12 protein-coding genes are annotated in these 23,124 nt (G+C 50.7%); 9 read left to right on the top strand and 3 right to left on the bottom strand.

What is annotated here, in order from left to right; genetic code table 11:
- Nucleotides 1–26: 26 nt before the first annotated feature.
- Both EJQ19_RS23345 and EJQ19_RS23340 read right to left on the bottom strand, forming a co-directional pair.
- Nucleotides 27–1,655 (bottom strand): response regulator, encoded by a 1,629-nt coding sequence (locus EJQ19_RS23345; protein WP_126143655.1) that lies wholly within the window; start codon nucleotides 1,653–1,655, stop codon nucleotides 27–29.
- On the bottom strand, nucleotides 1,656–3,554 hold the full coding sequence (locus EJQ19_RS23340) for a cache domain-containing sensor histidine kinase (RefSeq protein ID WP_126143654.1): 1,899 nt from the start codon (nucleotides 3,552–3,554) through the stop codon (nucleotides 1,656–1,658).
- A gap of 90 nt (nucleotides 3,555–3,644) precedes the next feature.
- On the opposite strand from EJQ19_RS23340, the gene EJQ19_RS23335 reads away from it, so the two are divergent.
- The 5 genes from EJQ19_RS23335 (at nucleotide 3,645) to EJQ19_RS23315 (ending at nucleotide 9,242) form a co-directional block, all read left to right on the top strand.
- The gene (locus EJQ19_RS23335) at nucleotides 3,645–4,529 is read left to right on the top strand and encodes a carbohydrate ABC transporter permease (protein WP_126143653.1); all 885 of its coding nucleotides are present in this window, start codon (nucleotides 3,645–3,647) and stop codon (nucleotides 4,527–4,529) included.
- Nucleotides 4,529–5,365 (top strand): carbohydrate ABC transporter permease, encoded by an 837-nt coding sequence (locus tag EJQ19_RS23330; protein ID WP_126143652.1) that lies wholly within the window; start codon nucleotides 4,529–4,531, stop codon nucleotides 5,363–5,365. Before EJQ19_RS23335 ends, EJQ19_RS23330 begins: the two co-directional genes overlap by 1 nt.
- A 160-nt stretch (nucleotides 5,366–5,525) precedes the next feature.
- Nucleotides 5,526–6,848: an ABC transporter substrate-binding protein gene (locus EJQ19_RS23325; RefSeq protein WP_126143651.1), complete on the top strand. Its 1,323-nt coding sequence runs from the start codon at nucleotides 5,526–5,528 to the stop codon at nucleotides 6,846–6,848.
- Between the two features lie 134 nt (nucleotides 6,849–6,982).
- A complete protein-coding gene (locus EJQ19_RS23320; protein ID WP_126143650.1) occupies nucleotides 6,983–8,212 on the top strand; it encodes an MFS transporter in 1,230 nt (409 codons plus the stop codon).
- A 79-nt stretch (nucleotides 8,213–8,291) separates the two neighbouring features.
- Nucleotides 8,292–9,242: an NAD(P)/FAD-dependent oxidoreductase gene (locus EJQ19_RS23315; protein ID WP_126143649.1), complete on the top strand. Its 951-nt coding sequence runs from the start codon at nucleotides 8,292–8,294 to the stop codon at nucleotides 9,240–9,242.
- Here EJQ19_RS23315 and EJQ19_RS23310 read toward each other — a convergent pair.
- A complete protein-coding gene (locus tag EJQ19_RS23310; protein WP_126143648.1) occupies nucleotides 9,229–9,993 on the bottom strand; it encodes a DUF2161 domain-containing phosphodiesterase in 765 nt (254 codons plus the stop codon). The two genes, EJQ19_RS23315 and EJQ19_RS23310, sit on opposite strands and share 14 nt — an antisense overlap.
- Nucleotides 9,994–10,238: 245 nt before the next feature.
- Here EJQ19_RS23310 and EJQ19_RS23305 point away from each other — a divergent pair, with 245 nt between their 5' ends.
- The 4 genes from EJQ19_RS23305 to EJQ19_RS23290 all read left to right on the top strand — a co-directional run bounded on the left by EJQ19_RS23305 (nucleotide 10,239) and on the right by EJQ19_RS23290 (nucleotide 23,108).
- A complete protein-coding gene (locus EJQ19_RS23305; RefSeq protein WP_126143647.1) occupies nucleotides 10,239–14,279 on the top strand; it encodes an S-layer homology domain-containing protein in 4,041 nt (1,346 codons plus the stop codon).
- 139 nt (nucleotides 14,280–14,418) lie between these two features.
- Complete coding sequence (locus EJQ19_RS23300) at nucleotides 14,419–21,105, top strand: S-layer homology domain-containing protein (protein WP_164716687.1); 6,687 nt, start codon at nucleotides 14,419–14,421, stop codon at nucleotides 21,103–21,105.
- A 199-nt stretch (nucleotides 21,106–21,304) separates the two neighbouring features.
- Nucleotides 21,305–22,240: a carbohydrate ABC transporter permease gene (locus EJQ19_RS23295; protein WP_126143645.1), complete on the top strand. Its 936-nt coding sequence runs from the start codon at nucleotides 21,305–21,307 to the stop codon at nucleotides 22,238–22,240.
- A gap of 1 nt (nucleotide 22,241) precedes the next feature.
- Complete coding sequence (locus EJQ19_RS23290; protein ID WP_126143644.1) at nucleotides 22,242–23,108, top strand: carbohydrate ABC transporter permease; 867 nt, start codon at nucleotides 22,242–22,244, stop codon at nucleotides 23,106–23,108.
- The last annotated feature ends 16 nt before the right edge of the window (nucleotides 23,109–23,124 follow it).

The raw sequence follows: 23,124 nt of genomic DNA, 5'->3' as shown, positions 1-23,124 counted from the left end.
AGAGATTCCATATTTTATCCAGAAAGTTAGATAGAATTCGTTGTTTTTCGATATTCGCCGGGCGTCATGCCCTCGATTTTTTTAAAAACTTTGGAGAAATATTTCTCATCCTGGTAGCCGACCATTTCGGCCACCTGGGAAATACGCAGATGCGGATTGCAGAGCAGCACTTTCGCTTTGCTCATGCGAATGCTACCCAGATAATCGGACAGATTGACGTTAAACTCCTGCTTGAATTTCCGCGAAATATATTCCCGGCTGAGATAGAAGCGGCTCGCAATATCCTGCAGGGAAATATCCTCGTGATAGTGCTTGTCCAGGTAGGCGGCGATTTCGAAAATCACATTGTTGTCCTTTTGCTGGCTTTCGACATACAGCTTCGACAGATGGGTCAAGCTCCGCGACAGCTCCTGCTGCCAGATCGAGAGCGACAGCATGCCTCGCTCATCGAGCGGAATGATCATGCTCGCCTGATCGTCCAGCAGCAGCTCCTTCAGTTCCGCTTCGCGGGCCGCCGGGACGAGCTGAGGCGCCCATCTTCGCAGCATGACGCGGTATTCGCTCCACCACATGTCGAGCTGCTCGGGCGTCACCACGTCGCTGTCCTTGACGGCATCGATAAAATGCTGAATCGCCTCTCCGATCTGATCGATATTTCCGCTTTGCACGGCGAGCTGCATGCCGGTCTCGAATTGATTGAAGGCAAGCGCCTGCGGCGCGGCCTTGGACGCGGGCGTGAAACGGTGAATCCACGTTTCCTTCGATTTGAGGTTGCGCTGCCGGAGGGCGCTTCGCGCTTCCTGGTACGCGCTTTGGAAGCCGGCCGGGAACGGATGCACGTGCCCCAGGCCAAAATCGACCCGCGTATGCAGCGCAGCGCGCATGCCCTCGTTGATGGCGGCGAGCAGGTCCTCCAGCTCAGCCAGCTCCGACCAGACCAGCAGCACGATCTCGTGCTGGGAGTTCCAGTGGCGGAACGAGAAGCCGCGCCTGTTTTTGGTCAAGAACTCGTTGCAAATGTTGATCAGGGAGAAGATCAACAGGTCCAGGTTCTGGGCGAATTTATTTTTGACGCTGCGTTCCATCGTATCCAGGGAGAGAATGGCGACGCGGCAGGTCTGGACGCCGCGCGGCAGCCGAAGCTCTTTCTCAAGCTGCTCAGCGGCGGCTTCGTACGCGGCAGGCTCCGCCAAAATCGAGGACAGCAGCTTGTCCCAATACATCGGCTTGATGGAATTCACCTCAATGTTCAGCTCGCGGCTGACATGGCGCTGCTCTTCTTCCTTGAGCCAAGCCGTGATCGCTTTCTCCAGCGCCTCGTTCAACTGGGAAGGATCGATCGGCTTCAAAATATAATCCATGCCGCCGTATTTGAGCGTATGCCGCAGCAGGGAAAAGTCATCGTGACCGGAGATGACGATCGTTTTGGCCGTAGGAGCGTTCGCATGCAGCCATTCGAGCAGCTTCACGCCGTTCATGACCGGCATCATCATGTCGGTCATGATGATTTCCGGCTGTTCCTGCTGGACCAGCTGAATCGCTTCTTCGCCGTCCTTGGCTTCCAGAATCGTATCAATGCCATACTGCTGCCATTTGACGAGCAGCCGGATCGCGTCGCGAACGTGTTTTTCATCGTCGACAAGTAAAACCTTCATCTAAGCTGCTCCTTCTTTGATTGGAATGTGAATCATAATTTTGAGCCCGTGAGGGACAGCGGGAATAAGTTCCATGGACGCTTGTCCATTAAAATAAAGCTGCAGCCGCGTGCACACGTTGCTGAGGCCGATACTGGCGCCGCCCTCCGTGCCTTCGACGTTCGCTGCGCGCAGCTGCTTGCGCACTTCCTGCATGCGCTGCTCGGTGATGCCGGTGCCATTGTCTTCAACGGTAAGTTGCAAATAATCGCCGTCCGGCCTGGTTACCCGGGCCGCTTCAATACGGAGGCGGCTCGTCTCGGAGGATGTTGGATGAAAGCCATGCTTGAAATAATTTTCAACGAGCGGCTGCAGGATCATTTTCGGGACCATGACAGCCCCGGTACCTTCCTCGATCGCGTACACAATGTCGATCTGATGTTCGAAGCGCTGCTGCTGCAGCTCCAGATACGCTTTGATGTGTTCGATTTCCTTGCGCAGCGGAACGATGGATTCGTTCGTATGCATGCTGTAATGCATCATCCGCGCTAACGAGGAGATGAGCATATAAATTTTCGGGGCATCGTGCTGGAGCGCCAGCGTGCCGATGGACTGCAGCGCATTGTTCAGAAAATGCGGATTGATCTGCGCTTGCAGCGCTCCCAGCTGGGTCGATTTATTGGCGATCTCCAGCCGGTATTCGCGCATAACCATTTGATCCAGGTCCTGCATCAGACCGTGAAAGCGGTGCGCCAGGATGCCAAGCTCGTCCTGCCGCGCAAAGCTGATGTCGGCCTGGGTATCGCCGATCTGAACTTGTCGGGTCTGGATGCGTGTAATATAGCGGATCAACTGCTTGATCGGCGCGGTGAACCGGATCGAAATGTACACCGTGCTCGCAATGACGATAAACATCGAGACGATCAGGATGAGTCCGTTAATCAATGTCAACTGCCGGGCGTTCTCGGTCAGCTGCGCATAAGGCAGCCGTTTGACGATCGTCCAGTCCAAATAATCGGTTTTCATTTTTTCATAAATATTAATTCCGGCGTAGGCGTCTTTGTTCCAGGTGTAACTGCCCCGCTCTTCCTGACTTTGCAGCGCCTCATGCCACCAGTCGCCTGCCTCAGGCTGCCCCCACTTGGCGGGATCGGGCCCGAATATAATGCGTCCTTCACCGTCGAGGATGTAGAGCTCTTGCTGGTCGTGCGTAAACATGCTTTGCGCAATGTCCGAGATTAAGCCGAGATTCAGATCGACGATCAGCTCGCCGATCGTATCGTTGTGAGGGGAATACACAATTCGCCGGTGCATGGACAGCACGGGCTCGGCCACGGGCGGTACGTTGAGCGCGATGTTATATGAGTGGCTAAGATGCGTTGCCTCGAAATAAACACTTTTGTCTGCCGGGAAAGGCAGCAGTTTCACATACTTGCCCTCACTGCTTGCTTGAAAATCGTTGCTGGCGAGATACGACCGATCACTGACGGACGCATACAAGTAGATCTGCTTGATTTCTTTGACCGAATGGGACATGACTTGAAGACCGCTTTTGATAACTTTGTCGCTCATGTAATCAATTTCTTTCTGAGTGAGCAAAATATCATAGAGCTGTCCGAGTTCAGCAAGATGGATGCCGGTGTAAATGGTGGAGGAGGCTTGGACCACGCCGTCCAAATAGTTAATTAAATTCGTTTTGCCTTGGGAAAGCAGCGCGGAGTTATTCGTCAGCGTATCCTCCGTCACCTTTTGCTTGGTAAAGAAGTAGGAAACGACGAGCGAGGTAAGGAACGGCACCATGGTGGCGATGACGAGAAAAAGAATCAGCTTGTTGCGGAAGCTGTGGCGTATCACTGCGATCCCCTCGGATTCTATCGTGGATTTTTCCTCATTGTAGCAGGGGAGGTCAACAAATTCCACCTAATGCATCACCATCGTCTGTGTTTCCGGGTTTGGCAGGGAACTATACTTACGGTATACAGTGAGATATGAAGTAGGGGGGAATTCCCAATGAAAACAAGTAAAAGGTTATCAGGATGGATGCAGCAATGGGTTTTTGTCGGACCTGCGCTGCTATTCTTCGGCGTCATTGTGCTGATCCCGTTTCTGATGAGTATTTACTATTCATTTACCGAATGGAACGGCGTCACAACGAACGTAACCTTCAACGGACTGGACAATTTCAAGCAAATTCTGCTGCACGATGCGGATTACCGGCACGCGTTCAGCTTTACGTCACGGTTGACGATCACCAACGTGATTTTGACGAATCTGGTCGGCTTCCTGTTGGCGTTGCTGCTGACGCAAGCACTCAAGACGCGCAATGTGCTGCGGACGATCTTCTTTATGCCGAACGTGATCGGCGGTTTGCTGCTCGGGTTTATCTGGCAATTTATTTTTGTAAAAGGCTTCGCGACGCTTGGCGATTTGACGCACATCGGCTTCTTCGAGCTCCCTTGGCTTGGCGATGCGCCAACCGCATTCTGGGCGATTGTGATTGTCAGCGTATGGCAAGGGGCCGGCTACCTGATGATTATTTATATCGCAGCGCTCGCAAACGTGCCGAAGGATATGATCGAAGCGGCGCATATTGACGGAGCAACACGTTGGCAGGTGCTGCGTAGTATCATTGTACCGCTCATTATGCCGGCTGTCACGGTGTGCCTGTTCCTGACAATCTCGTGGTCCTTCAAAATTTTCGACCTGAACTTCTCGCTTACCAAAGGCGGACCATTCAACTCCACGGAATCGGTTTCTATCAACATTTACCAGGAAGCGTTCAGGAATAACCGCTACGGCTTGGGCACAGCGAAAGCGTTCGTATTCTTTATCGTGGTCGCCATCATTTCAACCATCCAGGTAATGTACACGAAACGCAAGGAGGTTGAAATCTAATGGATTCCGTTAAAAAATACAGCGCAAGGCTGTTTACGCTTGAAGTGCTCGGGATTCTCGTGGCGCTGCTGTTCTTGGTCCCATTCTATTTTGTCGTCGTCAACTCGCTTAAGACGTTCCCTGAGCTGGCGGCGAATACGGCCAAACTGCCCCAATCGTTGTACTTGGACAGCTATACCAAAGTTTGGACGATCATGAACTTCCCGAAAGCGTTCTTTAATTCGCTTTTCATCACCGTGGTGAGCAACTTAGGGCTAGTGGTCATTTCTTCGATGGCGGCGTACCGTATGGTGAGGAAGCCAAGCAAATTCAACAATCTCGTTTTCCTCGCGTTCGTCGCGGCCATGGTGATTCCTTTTCAATCCATCATGATCCCGCTTGTCCGCGTTGCGAGCAATGTTGGACTGATGGACAGCAAGCTGGGGCTGGTCGCCTGCTACTTCGGCTTCGGCGTCTCGTTGAACACATTCTTGTACCATGGCTTCGTCAAGTCCATTCCACAAGAAATTGAAGAGTCCGCAACGGTAGACGGCTGCTCGCCGTACGGCGTGTTCTGGAAAATCGTCTTCCCGCTGCTCAAGCCGATGACGATGACCGTGATTATTTTGAACAGCTTGTGGATCTGGAACGATTACTTGCTTCCTTCGCTTGTGCTGAACAATCCGGAGCTGCGCACCATTCCGCTGGCGACATTCTCCTTCTTCGGCCAATACACGAAGCAGTGGGATTTGGCGCTTGCAGGGCTGACGCTGAGCGTGCTGCCGATCGTCATTTTCTTCTTGATGCTGCAGAAGCATATCGTTGAAGGCATTACAGCAGGTTCAGTAAAAGGGTAACAATTATGTAAAAGAGTTCAAGATATTCCACTTTTATGTTCAATATTCTCGGTGTGAAGTGGGCATGTAAGTGTTTACAATGAATCTTGTCAGCGAGTGGCACGGTGCGAATGCGCCGGCAGCGCTCACAAGGGAACCAAGATAAAGGGAGGCTTTCTCAATGAAAAAATTAACGATGGTCAGTATGGCTGCTGTACTTTCACTTTCCGTTCTTGCAACAGGCTGCGGCAAAAAAGAAGAGACAACGACGCCAGCGCCTGCGGCAACATCCGGTGCGGCAACTTCGGCCGCTCCTGCCACCGGCAAACCGGTTACGATCAAGATGTTCCAATTTAAAGTCGAAATTGCCGATCAACTGAACAAACTGGTGCAGGAATACCAGAAGCTGAATCCGAACGTGAAGATCCAAGTGGATACCGTCGGCGGCGGCGCAGACTACGGCGCGGCATTGCTGGCGAAATTCAACTCCGGCGACAAACCGGATATCTTCAATAACGGCGGCTTCAGCGATCTGGACAAATGGATCGACAACCTGGAAGACCTGTCCGATCAGCCTTGGGTGAAGGACCTGGTCGACGTTGCGAAAGAGCCGATGACGAAAAACGGCAAGCTGTACGGCCAACCGTTGAACCTCGAAGGTTACGGCTTCCAGTACAACAAAGACCTGTTTGCGAAAGCCGGCATCACTGACCTGCCGAAGACATTCTCCCAGCTGGAAGACGCGGCGAAGAAGCTTCAAGCGAAAGGGATCACACCGTTTGAAACTGGCTACGGCGAGTGGTGGGTACTGGGCAACCACTTCGTGAATCTGCCGTTCGCCTATCAGAAAGATCCAAACGCGTTCATCGACGGTCTGAACAAAGGCACTGCCAAAATTCCTGGCAACGATGTGTTCAACCAATGGGTGAAGCTGTTCGATCTGCAGCTCCAATACGGTAACAAAAATCCGCTGCAAACGGATTACAATACACAAGTAACTGATTTCGCAACAGGCAAAGCCGCGATGACACAGCAAGGCAACTGGACACAAGTACAGCTGGACAAAACGAACCCTAATCTAAAAGTCGGCTTCCTGCCAATGCCGATCAGCGATGATGCGGCGGCGAACGATAAATTGTTCGTAGGCGTACCGAATAACTGGGTTATCAACAAAAACTCCGCTGTGAAAGATGAAGCGAAAAAATTCTTGAACTGGATGGTTACCTCCGATATCGGTAAGAAATATATCACGGAAGAATTCAAATTCATTCCGGCGTTCAAATCAATCCCTGCCGATGAGAAGGTACTTGGACCTTTGGCTGCTGATATCATCACGTACAGCAAAGCTGGTAAAACACTGAGCTGGAACTGGTTCAAATTCCCTGGCGGCGAAGCTTCCTCCAAAAAATTCGGCGACATCATGCAAGGTTATGTTGCGAAGAAGTATACGAAGGATCAAATGCTCGATGAATTCCAGAAAACATGGGATAGCTTGAAGAAGTAAAGCAAATCCGGATATAAGATGGCCCTCAGCGCAAATGCTGAGGGTTTTTGCTGTTTAACAGAAAGCGGGCGCGCTGATAGAATGGAGGAAATAGAAACAGAATCAGGGACCAGACATATGGGCGGAGGTTTATCATGCAGCTTAACATCAGGACTTGGCTAAACAGCCGCGGGAGCGCGCTCCCGCTGGAAAAGCGCTTGTCCAAGGAAGCGATCATTTCGCTAATCATCCATTCGATCTTCCAATTCGGCGCCTCCATGTCGGGTGTATTTCTCAATTTGTATTTATGGCGTTTAACGCAAAGCGTGGCCGTCAACGGCACGTATAATATCATCGTCTACGCCTTGACGCCGATCGGTTTTGCGCTTGGCGGCTTTTTGATCAAAAAGAAAGACCGCATGGTTTCCTACCGGCTTGGCATTGCGCTGGTGGGTCTTTTCTATTTGTGCGTGAGCATTGCGCAGGAACGTCTGGTGGATTACTATGTCGGGTTCGGCATCTTTAACGGACTTGCGCTCGCGTTCTATTGGGTAGGGTATTTGACGCTTATGTATGATGTGTCCACGGAACAGAACCGGATTCGCTACTTGGCGTATAATATGATTTTCTTCACCGCGGCTACGCTGGCGGGTCCTGCGGTTGCCGGATTTATTATCCGGATGCGAGAGGGGCTGAGCGGCTACACCATCGTCTTTGCCATTGCGTTCGTCATGTTTTTCCTGGCTGGACTGATTTCGCTGAAAATCAAAGCGTCCGGCAGCCATCACCGTGTCTACTATTTAAAATATGTCGGTCTGATCATGAGAAAAGAGCCCCGCTGGCTGAAAGCCTGCCTCGGATTTTTCGGCATGGGCCTCTTGCAGGGCATCATGTTGTTTTTACCGAACATTTTGCTGTTCAAGGTGCTGCCGCGGGAAGATCTGGTCGGCTATCTCGGCATGCTGTATTCCAGCCTGAGCATTGTCATGGGCTTCCTGATCTCCAAATTTGCACGGACGTCGATGTCGCGGCTTTATTTGCTTATTTCGACGGTCGGATATTTGATCGGCGTGTCTTTTATTATCGGCAATCTCAGCATTTGGTCGGTCGTCGGGTTTATGATTTTGTATTCCATCTTCGCGCCGCTGCAAGGGAATACAATGACAGGCTATTATTACAGCCTGATCGCCGAACTGCCACCGAAAGGGCAGTTGAAAGTCGAAAGCGTTGTCGTCCGAGAATCCTTTTTGAATGTGGGACGGATCATTTCAATTTTCGTGCTGATTTCGCTGGGCAGCAATCTGGACGGCGGTTGGATTCCGTGGATTCTTATGGCGGCGGCAGCTACGCAGTTCGCTTTGATTCCGTCGATTAAGAATCGGTAAATCAGGATGAAAGCGCCTTGGATCGGCCATCCTAAAATGGAGAGTAGCTGATTCGAGAAAAGGGCAAAGGGGCTTTCAAATGGAAAATGCGGATTGCCTTGTCGTGGGCGGCGGGATTGCCGGCCTGCAGGCTGCGATTCAATTGGGGCGTTACGAACATCGCGTTATGGTCATTGACGCAGGCGGCGGCCGTTCGACGCTGTGTCGAAGCTATCATAATCTATTAGGTTGGCCGGACGGCGTTTCCGGTGAAGAGCTGCGCCGGCTTGGCCGGTTGCAAGCGGAGCGGCTGGGCGTCCAGTTCGTGCAGGATGAAATCGTGCAAGCGGTGCAAAAAGGAAAGATCGGCGAAGGCTTTGAACTGTGGGGCAAGTCTGGCCGAGGTTATGCCGGACGTCTGCTTCTGCTCGCTACCGGTCTTATGGATCGTCTGCCCGATGTTCCCGGGTTAAAACCATGTCTGGGGCTAACGGTGTATGTATGTCCGGACTGCGACGGCTATGAAATTCGGGATAAAGTGACGATTGTCATGGGGTCCGGAGATGCCGGAGCCGCTATGGCGCTGAAGTTAAGCCGCCGGACAGATCGGTTGACTTACGTCAATCACCAGCAATGCGCTGTGCAGAGTAAGTTTGTAAAGGCGCTGCAGGAGAAGGGCATCGAGCTCGTACAGGAGGACATACAGGAAGTGATTACGGCGGGAGCGGGGGCGTTTGGCGGCGTCGTGTTGGGCAGCGGAAAGCGCCTTACGGCGGAGCGGGGCTTTATTGCGTTTGGCGGCAATGAGGTGAAATCCGACCTGGCCCGCCAGCTTGGGGCGGAGCGGATGGAGAACCGCCACATCCTTACCGATCCCCGCAGCAAAATGACCAGCGTGCCGTTCGTTTGGGCGGCCGGCGATGTCGGCGTGCATGCCGAGCAAGTCACAATCGCCATGGGGGAAGGTGCTCAGGCGGCGATCTGGATGAATAAAGCGCTGCTGCACATGCAGGAGGATGCGAGCGTGCACCGTGTGCTTATTCGCTCTTAAGCTTGCGTTTTCCCTTGCGGGTGGGCGCGGGCTCCGGCAGCGGCTGCGTTTCGGGAAACGCCTGCGCCACATGTGCGTAGTCGGCCAGCGCTTTCTCGCCGAGCGGGGTAACGGCGTAGATGCCCCGGCTCTGCCGCGCGAACCAGCGATAGAAGTTTTGCTGGAGCAACGAAGCGACATGCGCGTTGCCGGTCAATGTTCGCAGCTGCTTCGGGCTGAGCGGGCCGTGCTGCTTCAGAAGGTGCGCGGCGTGCAGCGATTTTTCCCGGTAGGCGGTCATCAGCTTCATCTTGGTACTGCCGCCGACGTTGTAATCGCCGCTTCGCTCGCGAAATTCAGTCATTAGTTTCGTTGTTGCCCGTTTATTCGGGCGCAATTGATATGGCGTAGGCTCACAGACGAGATCGACTGTGGGCTGTTTGCGTTTGTAGAATTGCACGGTCAGGACACCGAGTCCGAGCATGCGGCATAAGCGGCGCACATCCTCCCAAGCGAGACGATGCGGCGCTTTTCCTTTATTGGGAAGCTCGAAGGCGACATAGACTTCGGAGCTGAGCTTGAGCCGGTCAATCGCTTGCACGAGGAGCGGGATGTTAAAGCTTTTTTTCAACTCGACAATGACCATGGGCTCGTCCTCGCTTCGGACGGCGACGAGATCGCAATGCTTGACCTCTCCGCGCACGGTATAGCCGCGTTCTTCGAAAAACTGTTTGATTGGCGCGTACAGTTCTGTTTCTTGTTGAATAGGCACGGGAGCCCTCCTCTCTCGGCAGATGGCTATCGGGAATCGACATTTATTATAGCATCCCGCGGCAAAATGGGGGAGAGTGACGGTTGCCGGCACACAGAAATTCGTATTGGTAAAGATTTTAAACAACGAGATAATCATTTTTAACTCTAACCAGACTTGCTTCTCTTTATAATGAAAGGGTTTCCAGCATGCGGCATTGCTGACAAAGCTGGATAACCATCTATTCTCAAGAAGGGAGCAAGCGGATGAAGGAAAAGAGGATTCATTCGATATGTCGAAAAAGTGTGGCCATCGCCGCCTCTCTGCTGATCGCAAGCGGCCTGATTCCCATACGGGAAGCACATGCGGCAGATACGGTTTTTACGCAAAAAGGTTCTGGTAATCTGGGGTGGCATGCAACACCTTATGGAGGAAGCTTTACCGAGTCGCAGATGCAAGCCAACACAGACTGGATCGCCAGCAATTACAAGGAGTACGGGTACCAGTACATTTGTGTGGATGGCTGGGTAGGGGATTCGACCAAACATAACGCCGATGGATACATCACGTATTACAAAAACGATTGGCAGCACGATTGGAAATGGTGGGCGGACTATGTTCATTCGAAGGGACTTAAATTGGGGATCTATTACAATCCCTCCTGGCTGCATCAGGATCTTGCGAATGATCCAACCTTGAAAGTTGTAGGCACGAATATTCCGCTTAAAAACATTGTGCGGGAAGATCCGAACAATAAATACATGCATCAAACCCGGTATATGGTCGATCCGGATGCTGCGGGTTCCAAGGAATACGTGCAAGGGATGATCAAGTATTACATCTCCATCGGCGTTGACCTGCTGAAAATTGATTTTTTGAGGTACTATGAGGATGTTTACGGTCATGCGGCTATGAAAAAACTGTATGACTGGATGCGGGAAGCGGCTGGCAATGACATCATTTTGTATTATGCCAATACGAATAATGTCAATCATGCTGTGGATGAGGTGGCTACGGCTGATTTTCTGAGGGCAAGTGAAGACTGGAGAACGGATACGACACAGCCCGGGGTCTGGTATCATACCAGCCTGCGCAATCGAGGGAAGGTCAAAGATAATTCGTGGCCTCCGGCTTACAATATTTTCGACGGCTTTGTCTGGTTCTCGGATTTATCCGGACCGGGGAAAGTTGTTCTGGACGGCGATTTTAGTGTGCTTAGCTCGGGAGGAACGGACGCCGAGAAGAAAACGAGAATCAGTCTGCTCGCGATGGCAGGCAGCAGCATCAATATCGGAGATCGCTATTCGAATATAGGAAATAACGATGTGTACTATAAGAATTGGGAAATTATCGATATGAACAAGCGCGGTTTTGTCGGCAAACCGTTGGTCAGAGATGTAACGAATCCACAGAGCCAAATTTGGAAAGGGCAGCTGTCAGACGGAACATGGGTTGTGGCGTTATTCAACCGAGAAGATACGCCTCAGGTTCGCTCTATCAATTTTGCCAATCAATTAGGCATCCAGGGAAATTACCTGGTTAGCGACATGTGGTCGCACTCGGCATTGGGGGAGATGTCGGCTTACAGTGAAGCGATTGAGCCCCATGGTGTCCGACTGCTCAAGATATCCAGCATTTCCATGGAACCTTACGGTTCTGTATTCTTTGGGACCCAGCATGTTGTTTTGCATGCAACAGATCCTGGCGCAGTGATTCGCTATACCACAGATGGAAGTGAACCTACGGCGACTTCTCCCTTGTATCAGGGCGGCATCGATATTCATCAAAGCGCAACGCTGCGCGCGAAAATTATGAGCGGTACGGGGCAGGGCCAAATCGCACAAGCGATGTTCTTGGCTTCGGCAACGGATCCCATCGATAACATTGCGGCGGGTATTACGGCGATGCCAACGATTGCCAAGGGGCAAACGAGCGTGGTCCTTCCGAGTGTGCCGTCGGGCTATACGGTGCGTATCAAAAACTCGGATCAGACAAGCGTCATTGACACGAACGGGACGATTCATGCGCCATCTTTGGATACTTCCGTGAAGCTTGTGCTCGAGGTGGCTAGAACGTCGGATGGTGTCAAGAAGGATACCGGCAGTATTACGGTCGTTGTACCCGGAACCGATCCGGGATCTGGCGCGGGCAATCCGGTGATTCTGGAAGGGGAGAGCATGCCCTACGTACTGTCACCCAGCGGACTAGGCACCAAATTCAATAACGAAGCAGCTGCAAGCGGCGGACGAAACTTCCAGATTACGTTTACGGCAACAACGGGCCAATCCGTTAATTTCACAGGGGATGTTCCGCAGGCGGGCAAGTATGAGGTCGTCTTCGGCTACAAGAAGAATAATGCCCGGGGTATTTTCCAAATGTATATCGATGGCACGCCTGTCGGGGATCCAGTCGATCAGTTCTCCAATACGGCCGAATACGCGTCAGCTAGCTTGGGGCAGGTTTCCTTGACTTCGGGCGCTCATCAATTCCGATTCGATATTGTCGGCAAAAATCCGGCGATGACGAAGACGCTTGATTTTGTCATCGATAATGTGAAATTAGTGCCTGAGGTTGTCTCTCCGTCGATTATCAGCATTCCAGCGACAGCTATTTCGACCGTGCTGAATGAAAGACCTGAACTGCCAGCGGAAGTGGAGGCTGTTTATTCAGACGATTCCCATCGGAATGTAGCCGTAACATGGGATGCGATCAATCCTGCCCGTTATTCAACATTAGGGAGCTTTACAGTTGAAGGCGCCGTTTATGGGACGACAATCCCGGCGATTGCGAATGTAACGGTTCTTGAGGTTGATCCGCAGGTCATTGCAGACGGTATTACGTCTATTCCGGCCCCTGCGCCGAATGCAACGGAGTTGACGCTTCCTTCTGTTCCGGAAGGGTATTCGATTGCCATTCAGCAGACTTACAATCCTTCCGTCATAAACGCAAGCGGAGTGATCTATCCGCCTGCAACTGCAACGGCAGTCGATTTGGTACTGGAAGTAACGCGGAACTCCGATGGTGAAAGCGCAGATACGGATCTGATTACGGTGATTGTGCCTGCAAGGAGCGGTGGTGGTGAAGAAGGCGGCGGACCGGGAGGGCAGCCAGGGGACGGAGATACAGGGACTGAAGGGAACAGTGGGAACACCGGAAATACCGGCTCGGGCAGCTCAACGCCCCCAAGCACCCTTCCGGCTAGCCATGATCGTTATCTCGTTTCGGAAAGCGCGCTTTCCAGCCCAACACAGGGTGGAAAGCTGATCGTTAGCACTCCGAACGATGCCAAGGAAATTGTGTTGCCAGCCCAGATAGCCTCCAAACTTGGGGACCATCCGTTAGAGATTCATGTTGGCAATGTGAGTATGGAACTTCATCCTGACCTGATTCGCCAAATTTCGGGCATGCTTCATGCGGCGGAGCAGAGCAGTGATTCCGTAGTTATTCAACTTCTTAACACGGATTCATCACTCTCTGGAGGGAACGGATCTCATGGAAATCTGAAGCCGGCAAGCAGTGTCTATGAAGTTGGTGTTTCTTTGCTGGATGCGAACGGCAAGATAACGCAGGTAAAACAATTCGAACATCCGCTTACCATTCGAATCAAAGCAGACGCTTCGCGTAACGCCAAGCTCCTGGGAATCTATGATTTGGCGGAACAAGGCCGCTTCGCTTATGTGGAGAGCATATACGTGAATGGCGAAGTGACCGCGGAGATCAGTCATCCGGGCCAATATGCGATCTTCGAGTTGAAGGCTAATTACGCCGATCTGCCAAGCGAACATTGGGCGTTGGAAGACATTCAAGTGCTGGCAGCGAGGCATATTATCGACAGCGACGTCTCGTCGTTTGAACCGAATCGGCCAGTGACGCGGGCAGAGTTTACCGCCATGCTGGTTCGGGCTCTCAGGTTGCCGGTAAGTGGAGGGCAGCAGCAGTTTGCGGATGTTTCACCTGATGCCTGGTACGCAGCGCCGATTATGGCAGCAGTGAAGCAAGGAATCATAAATGGAAAAAGCGAGTCGCAATTCGATCCGAATGTCACGATTTCTCGGGAGGAGATGTCGGTTATGCTGATGCGAGCCTATACACTGGTCCACGGCGAGGATCATGCTGCACCAACGGATACAACCTCGTCCCAGTTCCGTGATGAAGCAGACATCGAAGCATGGGCGCTTCCTGCGGTTAGATTGGCAACCAGCCTGCAACTGCTTCAGGGCCGAGCGCAGGACCAATTCTCTCCGAAGGAGAACGCGACTCGCGCCGAAGCGGCAGTAACGGTTAGTCGAATTCTGAATATCGAATAGGTTGCAGCAGGCACTTGTTATTTACGCAAGTGCCTGCGTGTATATGATAAAATATTGCACACTTATATTAAAATATTGCATCTTATTCGACAACATATCTTTCTATAATGGAATCAGGAATCCAAAAGGGGGGAAATATGTGCTTCGAACATTACGAACAACGTTGGCAAAAGTTCAAGTCTTCTCCATGCTAGCTACAACGGTTTTTGCCGGATCAGCGGCAGCCGCGGAACCGGCTGCAGTCGAGACTGCTGCGGAGTCTGTGCCAAGCATGACGGCATTTACGGATACGGCTTCTCATTGGGCATCGCAAGAGATTGACCGTTGGTCTCAAAAGGGGATTATTAACGGTTACGAGGATCATAGTTTCAAGCCGGATGCTTCGGTGAGCCGGGCTGAGTTCATATCGCTCATTACTCGGGTATTTGGCTATTCAAGCCTGAAGTCCGGTGCATTTGCAGATGTTTCACAAGGATCCTGGTATGCTGATGCGGTTGCCAAAGCGGCAGCAGCCGGTATTGTTACCGGCGACGCCGAGGGTCAGTTCAGACCCGGTGCGCCAATTAGCCGTCAAGAGGCGGCAGTCGTACTGTTTCGGGCGTTTGATTTGCAGACGCGCAATCCGAAAGCCTTCGAGCAATTTGGGGATGCAAGTGCAGTTGCTGAGTGGAGTAAGCAAGCCGTTAGCGCTTTATTTGAAAACGGTTACGTAACTGGGCGGATGGATGGCATGTTCGCTCCGCAATCATCGGTTACGCGAGCAGAGTTTGTTAAAATGCTGGACGGTATCACCGGGGAGTTGAAAAATGAAGCGGGTACGTATACAGGAAATATTCAATCCAATGTGGTGATCAATACCAGGGATGTAAACCTGAAAAACATGACCATCGCCGGCGACCTCTACATCACGCAGGGAGTAGGGGACGGGAATATCTCTCTGGATCATGTACAAGTCCGTGGTCGTACGATTGTACGCGGTGGTGGCGAGCATAGTATAGTCATCAATAGCTCAACCTTGCAGGGACAACTCTTGGTTCTCAAGGAGGACGGCAAAGTCAGGATTGTCATGCAAGGAGATTCCAGCATTCCGAAGGTTCAACTTCAATCGGGCGCTTTGCTGGAAACAGGTAGCCTGACAGGCAGCGGTTTTGGTGATGTGCAGGTTGCAGGGACGATTGCAGCAGGCCAGGACATCACGCTGGATGGACACTTTAGCTCCATCTCCGTCGAAGCGCCTGGGGTAACGGTTCAAGTCACGGATGGTTCTGTAGATGCCATCACGATCCAGAAGTCTGCTGTTGGCTCCGAGGTTAAGATCAGCTCAGGCAGTGTTCGTGAGCTGAATGTTCTGTCCCCTGCCGCCATAGCGTTAACCGGCGGAACGGTGGAAAATATGAAAGTCCAACCATCGGCAGCAGGGACTTCTGTCTCCATGAACGATAAGGCGAATGTGACTAATTTTACAGCCAATGCGCAGGTAGCAGTGAAGGGCTCAGGGCATATCGAAAACGCTGTCATCAATGCGGATGGCGTTACAATGGAACCTCAGCCTGTACACGTAACGGTTTCGGATGGAGTTAAGACGGATGTCAAACCACCGTCGTCAGGAGGTTCATCCGGTGGTTCGTCCGGAGGATCATCCGGTGGGGATCAACCGCCGCAGTCCGGACAAACGGCCGCCCAAGTGGCGGGAGCGATCACATCCATCACTGCGCCAGTGCAAAATGCAGTTTCGTTGACATTGCCAAGCGTGCCGGCAGGCTTTACGGTTGCGATCAAATCTTCAAGTGTTACGGGAGTTATCGCCTTGAACGGCACGATCGTACCCCCAACATCAGCAACTGTGGTCAATCTTGTACTGGAAGTTACGCGAACGTCTGACGGCAGCAAGGCAAGTACAAGCAGCCTTTCCGTCACGGTGCCGGCGAAGAGTGTCATTGTCGACGGAACGGGAATCCGGCTAAAAGATATGAATTATAACTACATTAGCGACATTTCCGCTAATTCCTTGACCATTGCAACAGGCAATACTTATATCTACACCGTAGATACGGCAGAAGGCGCAGGTCTCACTACGATGACATTGAACACAGTAGGCGAGATGCTCGATCAGCTTACGTCGGCTACCGACGTGCCGCAGACGTATACGGTTAAGGGCACTTCCGGTTCCAAAACGTCTTCCTCTGCGCTTGCACAAGGCGACGTGCTGACCGTTAGCGCCGGCGGAGCCACACGCGATTATACGATCAATTTTGCGAAGGGCGCATTAAGAGGAAAATTAGAGCTGCCTGTCGGGCAAATTACAGCCAATACGCCGAAAGACGTGACTTTGAACTTCTTTTCCGGGCTGAGAAGTCCTGCAACAACAGTTGCGCTTAAAATCCCTAAGGGCATTAACGTAACGATGGACAACACCTGGGTCAATGTCATCGGCAGAGGCAAAGTGAAATTGTCGGGTCTCGAAACCCAGTCCATCGGCAGAACTGGGGACGGTTATCGATTCCAGAAAGTGGGCACTGTCGATCTTGTGAACAACAGCGATGGCAGCCAATTGCTCACCTTGAGCGGTCTCGATTTCAGACCGGCCAATGGCGCCGATCTCGAACTTACGTTTGAAGGCTTGTCCGCAAGCCTGGGCAGCTATACATTCGAAGCTGCCTACACAACAGCAGAACCGGAAGTCTTAACGAGTCCGTGGGTGGCTGTCAATCTTCAGGCGGTCGAAACGATCAGCGACTTTAGCCGGGTTCTGGATAAGAGTCTGACGTATAAGGAAACGAGCGATACGTATACGAAGGCAACCTTCACGTGGAGTCCGGCCAAGCACGCGTCTTCGATTACGCTTCTGCAATCGACGGATAAAGGAGCGACCTGGACGACCAGGAATGTAAGCATCAGCTCTGGGGCGCAAGAAAATATTACGCTGACCGGTCTTACGCCGAATACCGAATACTACTTCAAACTTGCAGTAGTTGGCGGAGAGAACGCAGGCGACTCCAACATTGCCAAGTTCTATACCGGCAAACTGGACGCTAAATTAATGGGAGCCAAAGGCAACGGCACAGCTGATGACACGGATGCGATCAATGATGCGATTATTTATCTGAACTCATTGGGCGGGGGCACCCTGTTGTTTACCGGCGGTACCTTTAATGTGAGAACGGTTCATCTTCAAAGCAATGTGTATCTGTACGTCAACAGCGATGCGACAATTTCAGCCTTGAAGGGTGGAGACGCGCCTGAGACGACGTATTTCTCCGACAAAGGCTATCGTTCGGGCACATCGGCTACATCGACTGGGCCTTACAAGGATCCTGAGAATTACTTGACGAAGCAAGATGTCGGCCACCACTATTTTAGGAATGCGATGTTCTTCGGCGAAAGATTGGATAACATCAAAATTATCGGCAACGGTCGTATTACAGGAAATGGCAACATTTCAACCAGTGATGGCGTCATGGACAATGCTGCGAATAATCGCAGCGATAAGATGGTCACGGTCAAGCTGTGTACGAATTTCGAGTTTGGCGGTTTGGATAACGGGCTTGATCTCTGGTATGAGGAGACGAATTCTCCAGCGACGGATGAACCTTATTATATACAAAGCATTGATCCGGATGGCAGCAACGAGGTCAAGCAAAGAGACATTAGCAATATGCTCAGAGTAGATCGGGCAGGCCACTTTGCTATGCTTGCGACCGGTACGGATCATATCAATACGCATGACTTTTACTACGGCAAGGATGCTAGCGGCAGTGCAAGGGACGTATTTGACTACATGCAAAGCAGCTATGTGACAGCTAAAAATATTTATGTCAGAGGCTCTTCGGATGACATTGTCAAACCAGGTAGCGACGCTTCGTTAGGCTTCACGCGCCCTGCGACAGATTTTTGGGTCCGAAACATTATTGGGGATACGAACTGCAATCTGTTCCAAATCGGCAGTGAGACGGTAGACGACATTAAGAACGCATATGTAGATAACATTTATGTTCTTGCCGGGAACAAAGCAGGCTTCTCGATTTCCACAAATGACGGCGCTCATGTAGAAAATATTTATTTGAACTATGGCATGACGGGAACTGTGCATCATAAGGCTCAAATGAGACGTACGCGTGCACCATTCTTTATTTCGATTTCGAATCGAGGACGCACCATCGGCGGGAATGCGACTCGCATGAAATGGATGGAAAATGGCGTACAGCGAGACGAACTGTTAAGTACAAATGTCAATATTGGTCAAGTCAAAAATATTTACATTAAAGATGTGAATATCGAGCAAGTTTATCAAGGAAGCTCGTACAGCGATCCGACCAAAAGATGGAAGTCCTATAGTGGTGCTGCGAATACCAAAGCGACGCCGATCATTGCCGGCTATAAAGTCGGAGATGGCGGGCCGGTGCTTCCGGATGGACGCAACATTGGCTATATTGAAAATCTCAACTTTGAAAATGTGGACGTCTTGGTTAAAGGCGGAAACAGCTTTGCGGACACACTCCTCAGCCCTCCGGAATTGGGAGTTGGGAAATACAATATTGGGGACATTGGCGAACAACCTTCCTATGGCTTCTGGGCTAAGCATGTCAAGGGGCTTACATTTAAAAATGTCAACATGAACTTTGAACAAAATGATGACCGCTATGCCATCGTGCTGGATGATGTTTCTAATGCTACGCTGGATGGTATGAAAATGGTTGCCGGGACTGGCAATCCAAATGTATTGCAATTAAGGGGTTCAAGTCATGTTACGGTAACGAATTCTGCTTATTACAGCAACACGTGGGGGAATGCTCTTACTCCGCTAGCGAATCTGAACGATGTTACGGTGACCGGTAAACAGACATATCCGAATCCAACGATTGTCAATTTGAAAAATACGGATATCCAGCTTAAAGCGTCCGGGCATGCGAATTTGACGGCGTTAGATTCAACCTTGTCTACGATTACTGCAGCATTGGGTTCGGTTGTCAGCGATATCGTCAGTCAAGTAGAATCTACGAATGCCACGAATCAGTCCTATGCCGTGACGGATGCGAGTCATGCACCGAAGGTATCGGGTCAACTGGTTACAGGCGATGTTTTAGTCGTCACATCGGAAGATGGCACGACAACGAAAAGCTATGCCATTTTGGTTCCGAATGTGATTACAGCAGAAGCCGAGGATCAAAAAGACACAGCAGTAAAAAGCGCCGGTGTGACGCTCTCGACCTCGACCACGAATGGATCAGCTTACTTGCAGACCAATGCGGTAGCCATTGGCGACTATGTCGAATTAACGATTAACGTTCCTGTTGCTGGAACGTATGATCTAAGTTATCAATATAAAACCGCTACTTCTGGCAGAGCGACCGCTCAGGTTTCCCTGGATGGCACGAACATCGGCAGCCCAACGAGCCAGCTTGGGGCTACAGCGAATGTATTTGTACCGGTTGATCTCGGCAATGTCACACTGTCAGCAGGGAACCATGCTGTTCGATTCACAGCTACAGTTGGGGGCAGCATCGTTATTGACTATGTGCGGCTAACGGGTGAAGCAAGTACACCGCCAGCGCCTTCCACCAACACCAATATTCAGTTGTCTGCAAGCCACCCGAATGTGACCGCCGTTGACAATTCGGCGAAAACGGTGAACGTACCTTCAGGCGCAACGGTCGCTCATATCACATCTCAGGTCGCCTCGACGGACGGTTCATCGCAAGTCTATTCAGTCACCGATGCTGGGCATGTCGATAAATCTTCAGGCGCACTTGTCACGGGAGATATCCTGGTTGTTAAGGCGGCAGATGGAACAACAACGGCACAGTACACGATTAGCGTTGCAGCAGCGGTTACAAGCAGCAATACAGGTATTCAACCGGCTGCGAGCCACGCCAACGTAGCTGCTGTAGATGTTGCTGCACTAAGAGTAGGCGTAACGGATGTCACGACAACTGTAGCCCAGTTGACTGCTCAAGTTGCTGCGACAGACGGTTCTTTACAAACCTATACCGTCACCAATGCGTCAGGGGTGACACAGTCAGGCACGCAGGTATTAGCAACCAACGTATACAATCTCGTTGTCAAGGCTGAAGATGGGACGACAACGGCATCTTACAAGGTTTATGTTGGCGCGCTTGCTGCGAATGCCTTCATTCAACCCAAATCTTCCGGGCATACGGATGTATTTGCTGTATACAATGCTGAACTGTCCATCATCGCGAGAACGGGAATCACGGCAGCCAATTTGCTTGCTCAACTCGAATCCGTAGATGCAACGCATCAAACATATTCGGTCATTGATGCAGTTTATTCCACAGGCTTTTTGACGGGCAATGCGGTCGTCTATAGCGGAGATCAAGTAAAAGTCACGGCTCAAGACGGAACGACATCCTTGACGTATACCATCAAATTAGTGGATGTCATCTACGATATTGATCCTGTTGGAACGTATACCTTGTCGGCTTCCCCGCCGACGAGCAGATCAACGGCTACCGATGATAACACAGGCAAATATATCCGCAATGGCGCAATGAGCGGAACTCATCTGCAGTATACCTTCGCGAAGGATCAATACATTCAATTTGCGGTAACCGTTCCTTCTGACGGAAACTATGAGGTGCTGTTTGGGTTTAAGAAAAATACCGGAAGAGCAACTTTTGAGACATCCGTAGATGGAACCAATTTGGCTGCGGTTAATGAGCTTTTGGTGAATAGCGAGGTACAAGGCATGTACTCGAGCACGCTCGGTACGGTTAGTCTTACCGCAGGCAGTCATGTCATTAAATTTGCTGTTCCAACGACAACCGGAACTGCATCCTTCGATTTTATTGCTTTCCTAAAAAAATAGGAAAAACAAAACAGGGCGCCTTCATGAGGCGTCCTGTTTGTTTTACTCCGAGCCAATCTGCAAGGGTTCAGTTGTTAATGATCTTAAACACTCTGATAATAATATTTAATTCTGTCTCTCGAGGGTTCCAGATACAATAAAAGTATCCAAGCGAGATCAGCGCGCTGATAGAGACCAAGAGTAGAGGAGACTCCCACTGATGAATCAACAGTCAACGGTTGCTAACCACCGTACCGTCGTAAAGAAGCACAGGCAGCGTATCAACTGGTTGCCTTACATGCTGATTGCTCCAGCCATTATCCTGATGATCGTGTTCTTGTTTTATCCGGTTATCAACGTGTTCTACTTCAGTTTGCACAAGTTTAATCCAGCTAAAGCTTATGAAAACGGCTTTATCGGTTTGGACAACTTTGTCGAGATTTTCACGAAGGACAAGTTATTCTACTCGACGTTATCCGTGACGGCAAAATGGGTGTTTATCGAAGTGTTTTTACAACTTGTATGTGGTTTGGGGATTGCGCTTATGCTCAATCAATCGTTTAGATTTCGCGGCTTTTTCCGATCTGCAGCTATTCTGCCATGGGCGATTTCGGGGGTTGTGACCTCGACGCTGTGGCAAATTATTTTCAATGAGCAGATGGGTCCTCTCAACGATTTGCTGATGAGGATAGGCATTCTTGATCATAAGGTGGCCTGGTTGTCTGAAATCACTACAGCTTTCGGCGCCATCGTAACTGCGGAACTATGGAGGGGAATTCCCTTCTTCACAATCGCGTTGCTAGCCGGTTTGCAAACGATTCCGAGCGATTTATACGAATCGGCTTATGTAGACGGTGCAGGCCGGTGGAAATCATTCATCCATATTACGCTGCCGTACTTGAAAACGACGATTATTTTAACGACGCTGCTGCGGGCGGTTTGGGAATTTAATAACGTCGATCTCATCTTTGTGATGACGAACGGCACGGGCGGCCCGATTGATTTAACAACGACGCTTCCGATGTATATTGTCAAACAAGCGATTGTTGCCCAGGACTTCGGTTATGGTTCGGCACTTACGGTCATCGGATTTATTATTTTATTGGTGTTTGCGATTGGCTACCTGAAATTAAGCGGATATGGAAAGGAAGAGTAGCATGAGAACGACACAAACGCTTAAATCTCCCTCAATTGTTTTTAAACTAGCAGAACGAAGCTTCCTTCTCTATATTCCGATGCTGCTTGCGATGGTGTTTACATTGTTCCCTCTGTTCTGGGCACTGGTTACTGCCTTCAAGCGGGAGAGCGATATTACGAAGCTGCCGATTACTTATCTGCCATCGCCGATCACGGCCAAAAACTTTGTGATCGCCTGGAACAATGTCGGCTTCTCTAAATACTTTTTCAATAGTTTGTTCGTTGCCGTGGCCACTGTGGCGATTGTGCTGGTCTGTTCGATATTAGTCGGATATGCAATCAGCCGCTTCAGATTCAAAGGTAAGGGAGTTTTCATGCTCTTGCTCTTGTGTACGCAATTCATTCCCGGCGCGATGCTGCTCATTCCGATGTTTGAAATCTTCAGAGGATTGCATTTGACTAGTAATTTGATGGCTTTGGTCATTATTAACAGCACCTTTCAGCTTCCATTCAACGCCATATTAATGAGCGGGTTCATTACGAACATTCCCGAACAGCTTGAAGAAGCCGCCATGGTTGATGGGTGCAGTCGCTTGAGAGCCGTCTTTCTTGTAATCTTCCCGATCCTGGTGCCGGGCATTGTGGCAACCATGGTGTATACATTCATTGGTTCCTGGAACGAGTTCTTGTTTGCACTGATGATGATCAGTAAAAAAACATTGTTTACGTTGCCTGTTGGCTTGCGCTACATGCAGGGCGAATTTGATATCCAATATGGTGCGCTTGCTGCGGGGAGCGTTATCGCGTTGCTGCCAGCCGCCATCCTCTTTGCTTATGTTCAACGTTTTCTGGTTCAGGGCATGAGCGCAGGTGCCGTAAAAGGCTAGGTTTAATACTACAGGT

Origin of the sequence: Paenibacillus whitsoniae, assembly GCF_003955665.1 — a bacterium.
GTDB lineage: Bacteria > Bacillota > Bacilli > Paenibacillales > NBRC-103111 > Paenibacillus_E > Paenibacillus_E whitsoniae.
The sequence above is the reverse complement of the archived record's forward strand: the minus strand, read 5'-3'. Positions and strand labels throughout refer to the sequence as shown.

What these genes read in the sequence shown, in the direction of transcription:
- EJQ19_RS23345 (WP_126143655.1), bottom strand. Translation starts at nt 1,655, where the DNA reads ATGAAGGTTTTACTTGTCGACGATGAAAAACACGTTCGCGACGCGATC.
- EJQ19_RS23335 (WP_126143653.1), top strand. Translation starts at nt 3,645, where the DNA reads ATGAAAACAAGTAAAAGGTTATCAGGATGGATGCAGCAATGGGTTTTT.
- EJQ19_RS23330 (WP_126143652.1), top strand. Translation starts at nt 4,529, where the DNA reads ATGGATTCCGTTAAAAAATACAGCGCAAGGCTGTTTACGCTTGAAGTG.
- EJQ19_RS23325 (WP_126143651.1), top strand. Translation starts at nt 5,526, where the DNA reads ATGAAAAAATTAACGATGGTCAGTATGGCTGCTGTACTTTCACTTTCC.
- EJQ19_RS23320 (WP_126143650.1), top strand. Translation starts at nt 6,983, where the DNA reads ATGCAGCTTAACATCAGGACTTGGCTAAACAGCCGCGGGAGCGCGCTC.
- EJQ19_RS23315 (WP_126143649.1), top strand. Translation starts at nt 8,292, where the DNA reads ATGGAAAATGCGGATTGCCTTGTCGTGGGCGGCGGGATTGCCGGCCTG.
- EJQ19_RS23305 (WP_126143647.1), top strand. Translation starts at nt 10,239, where the DNA reads ATGAAGGAAAAGAGGATTCATTCGATATGTCGAAAAAGTGTGGCCATC.
- EJQ19_RS23295 (WP_126143645.1), top strand. Translation starts at nt 21,305, where the DNA reads ATGAATCAACAGTCAACGGTTGCTAACCACCGTACCGTCGTAAAGAAG.
- EJQ19_RS23290 (WP_126143644.1), top strand. Translation starts at nt 22,242, where the DNA reads ATGAGAACGACACAAACGCTTAAATCTCCCTCAATTGTTTTTAAACTA.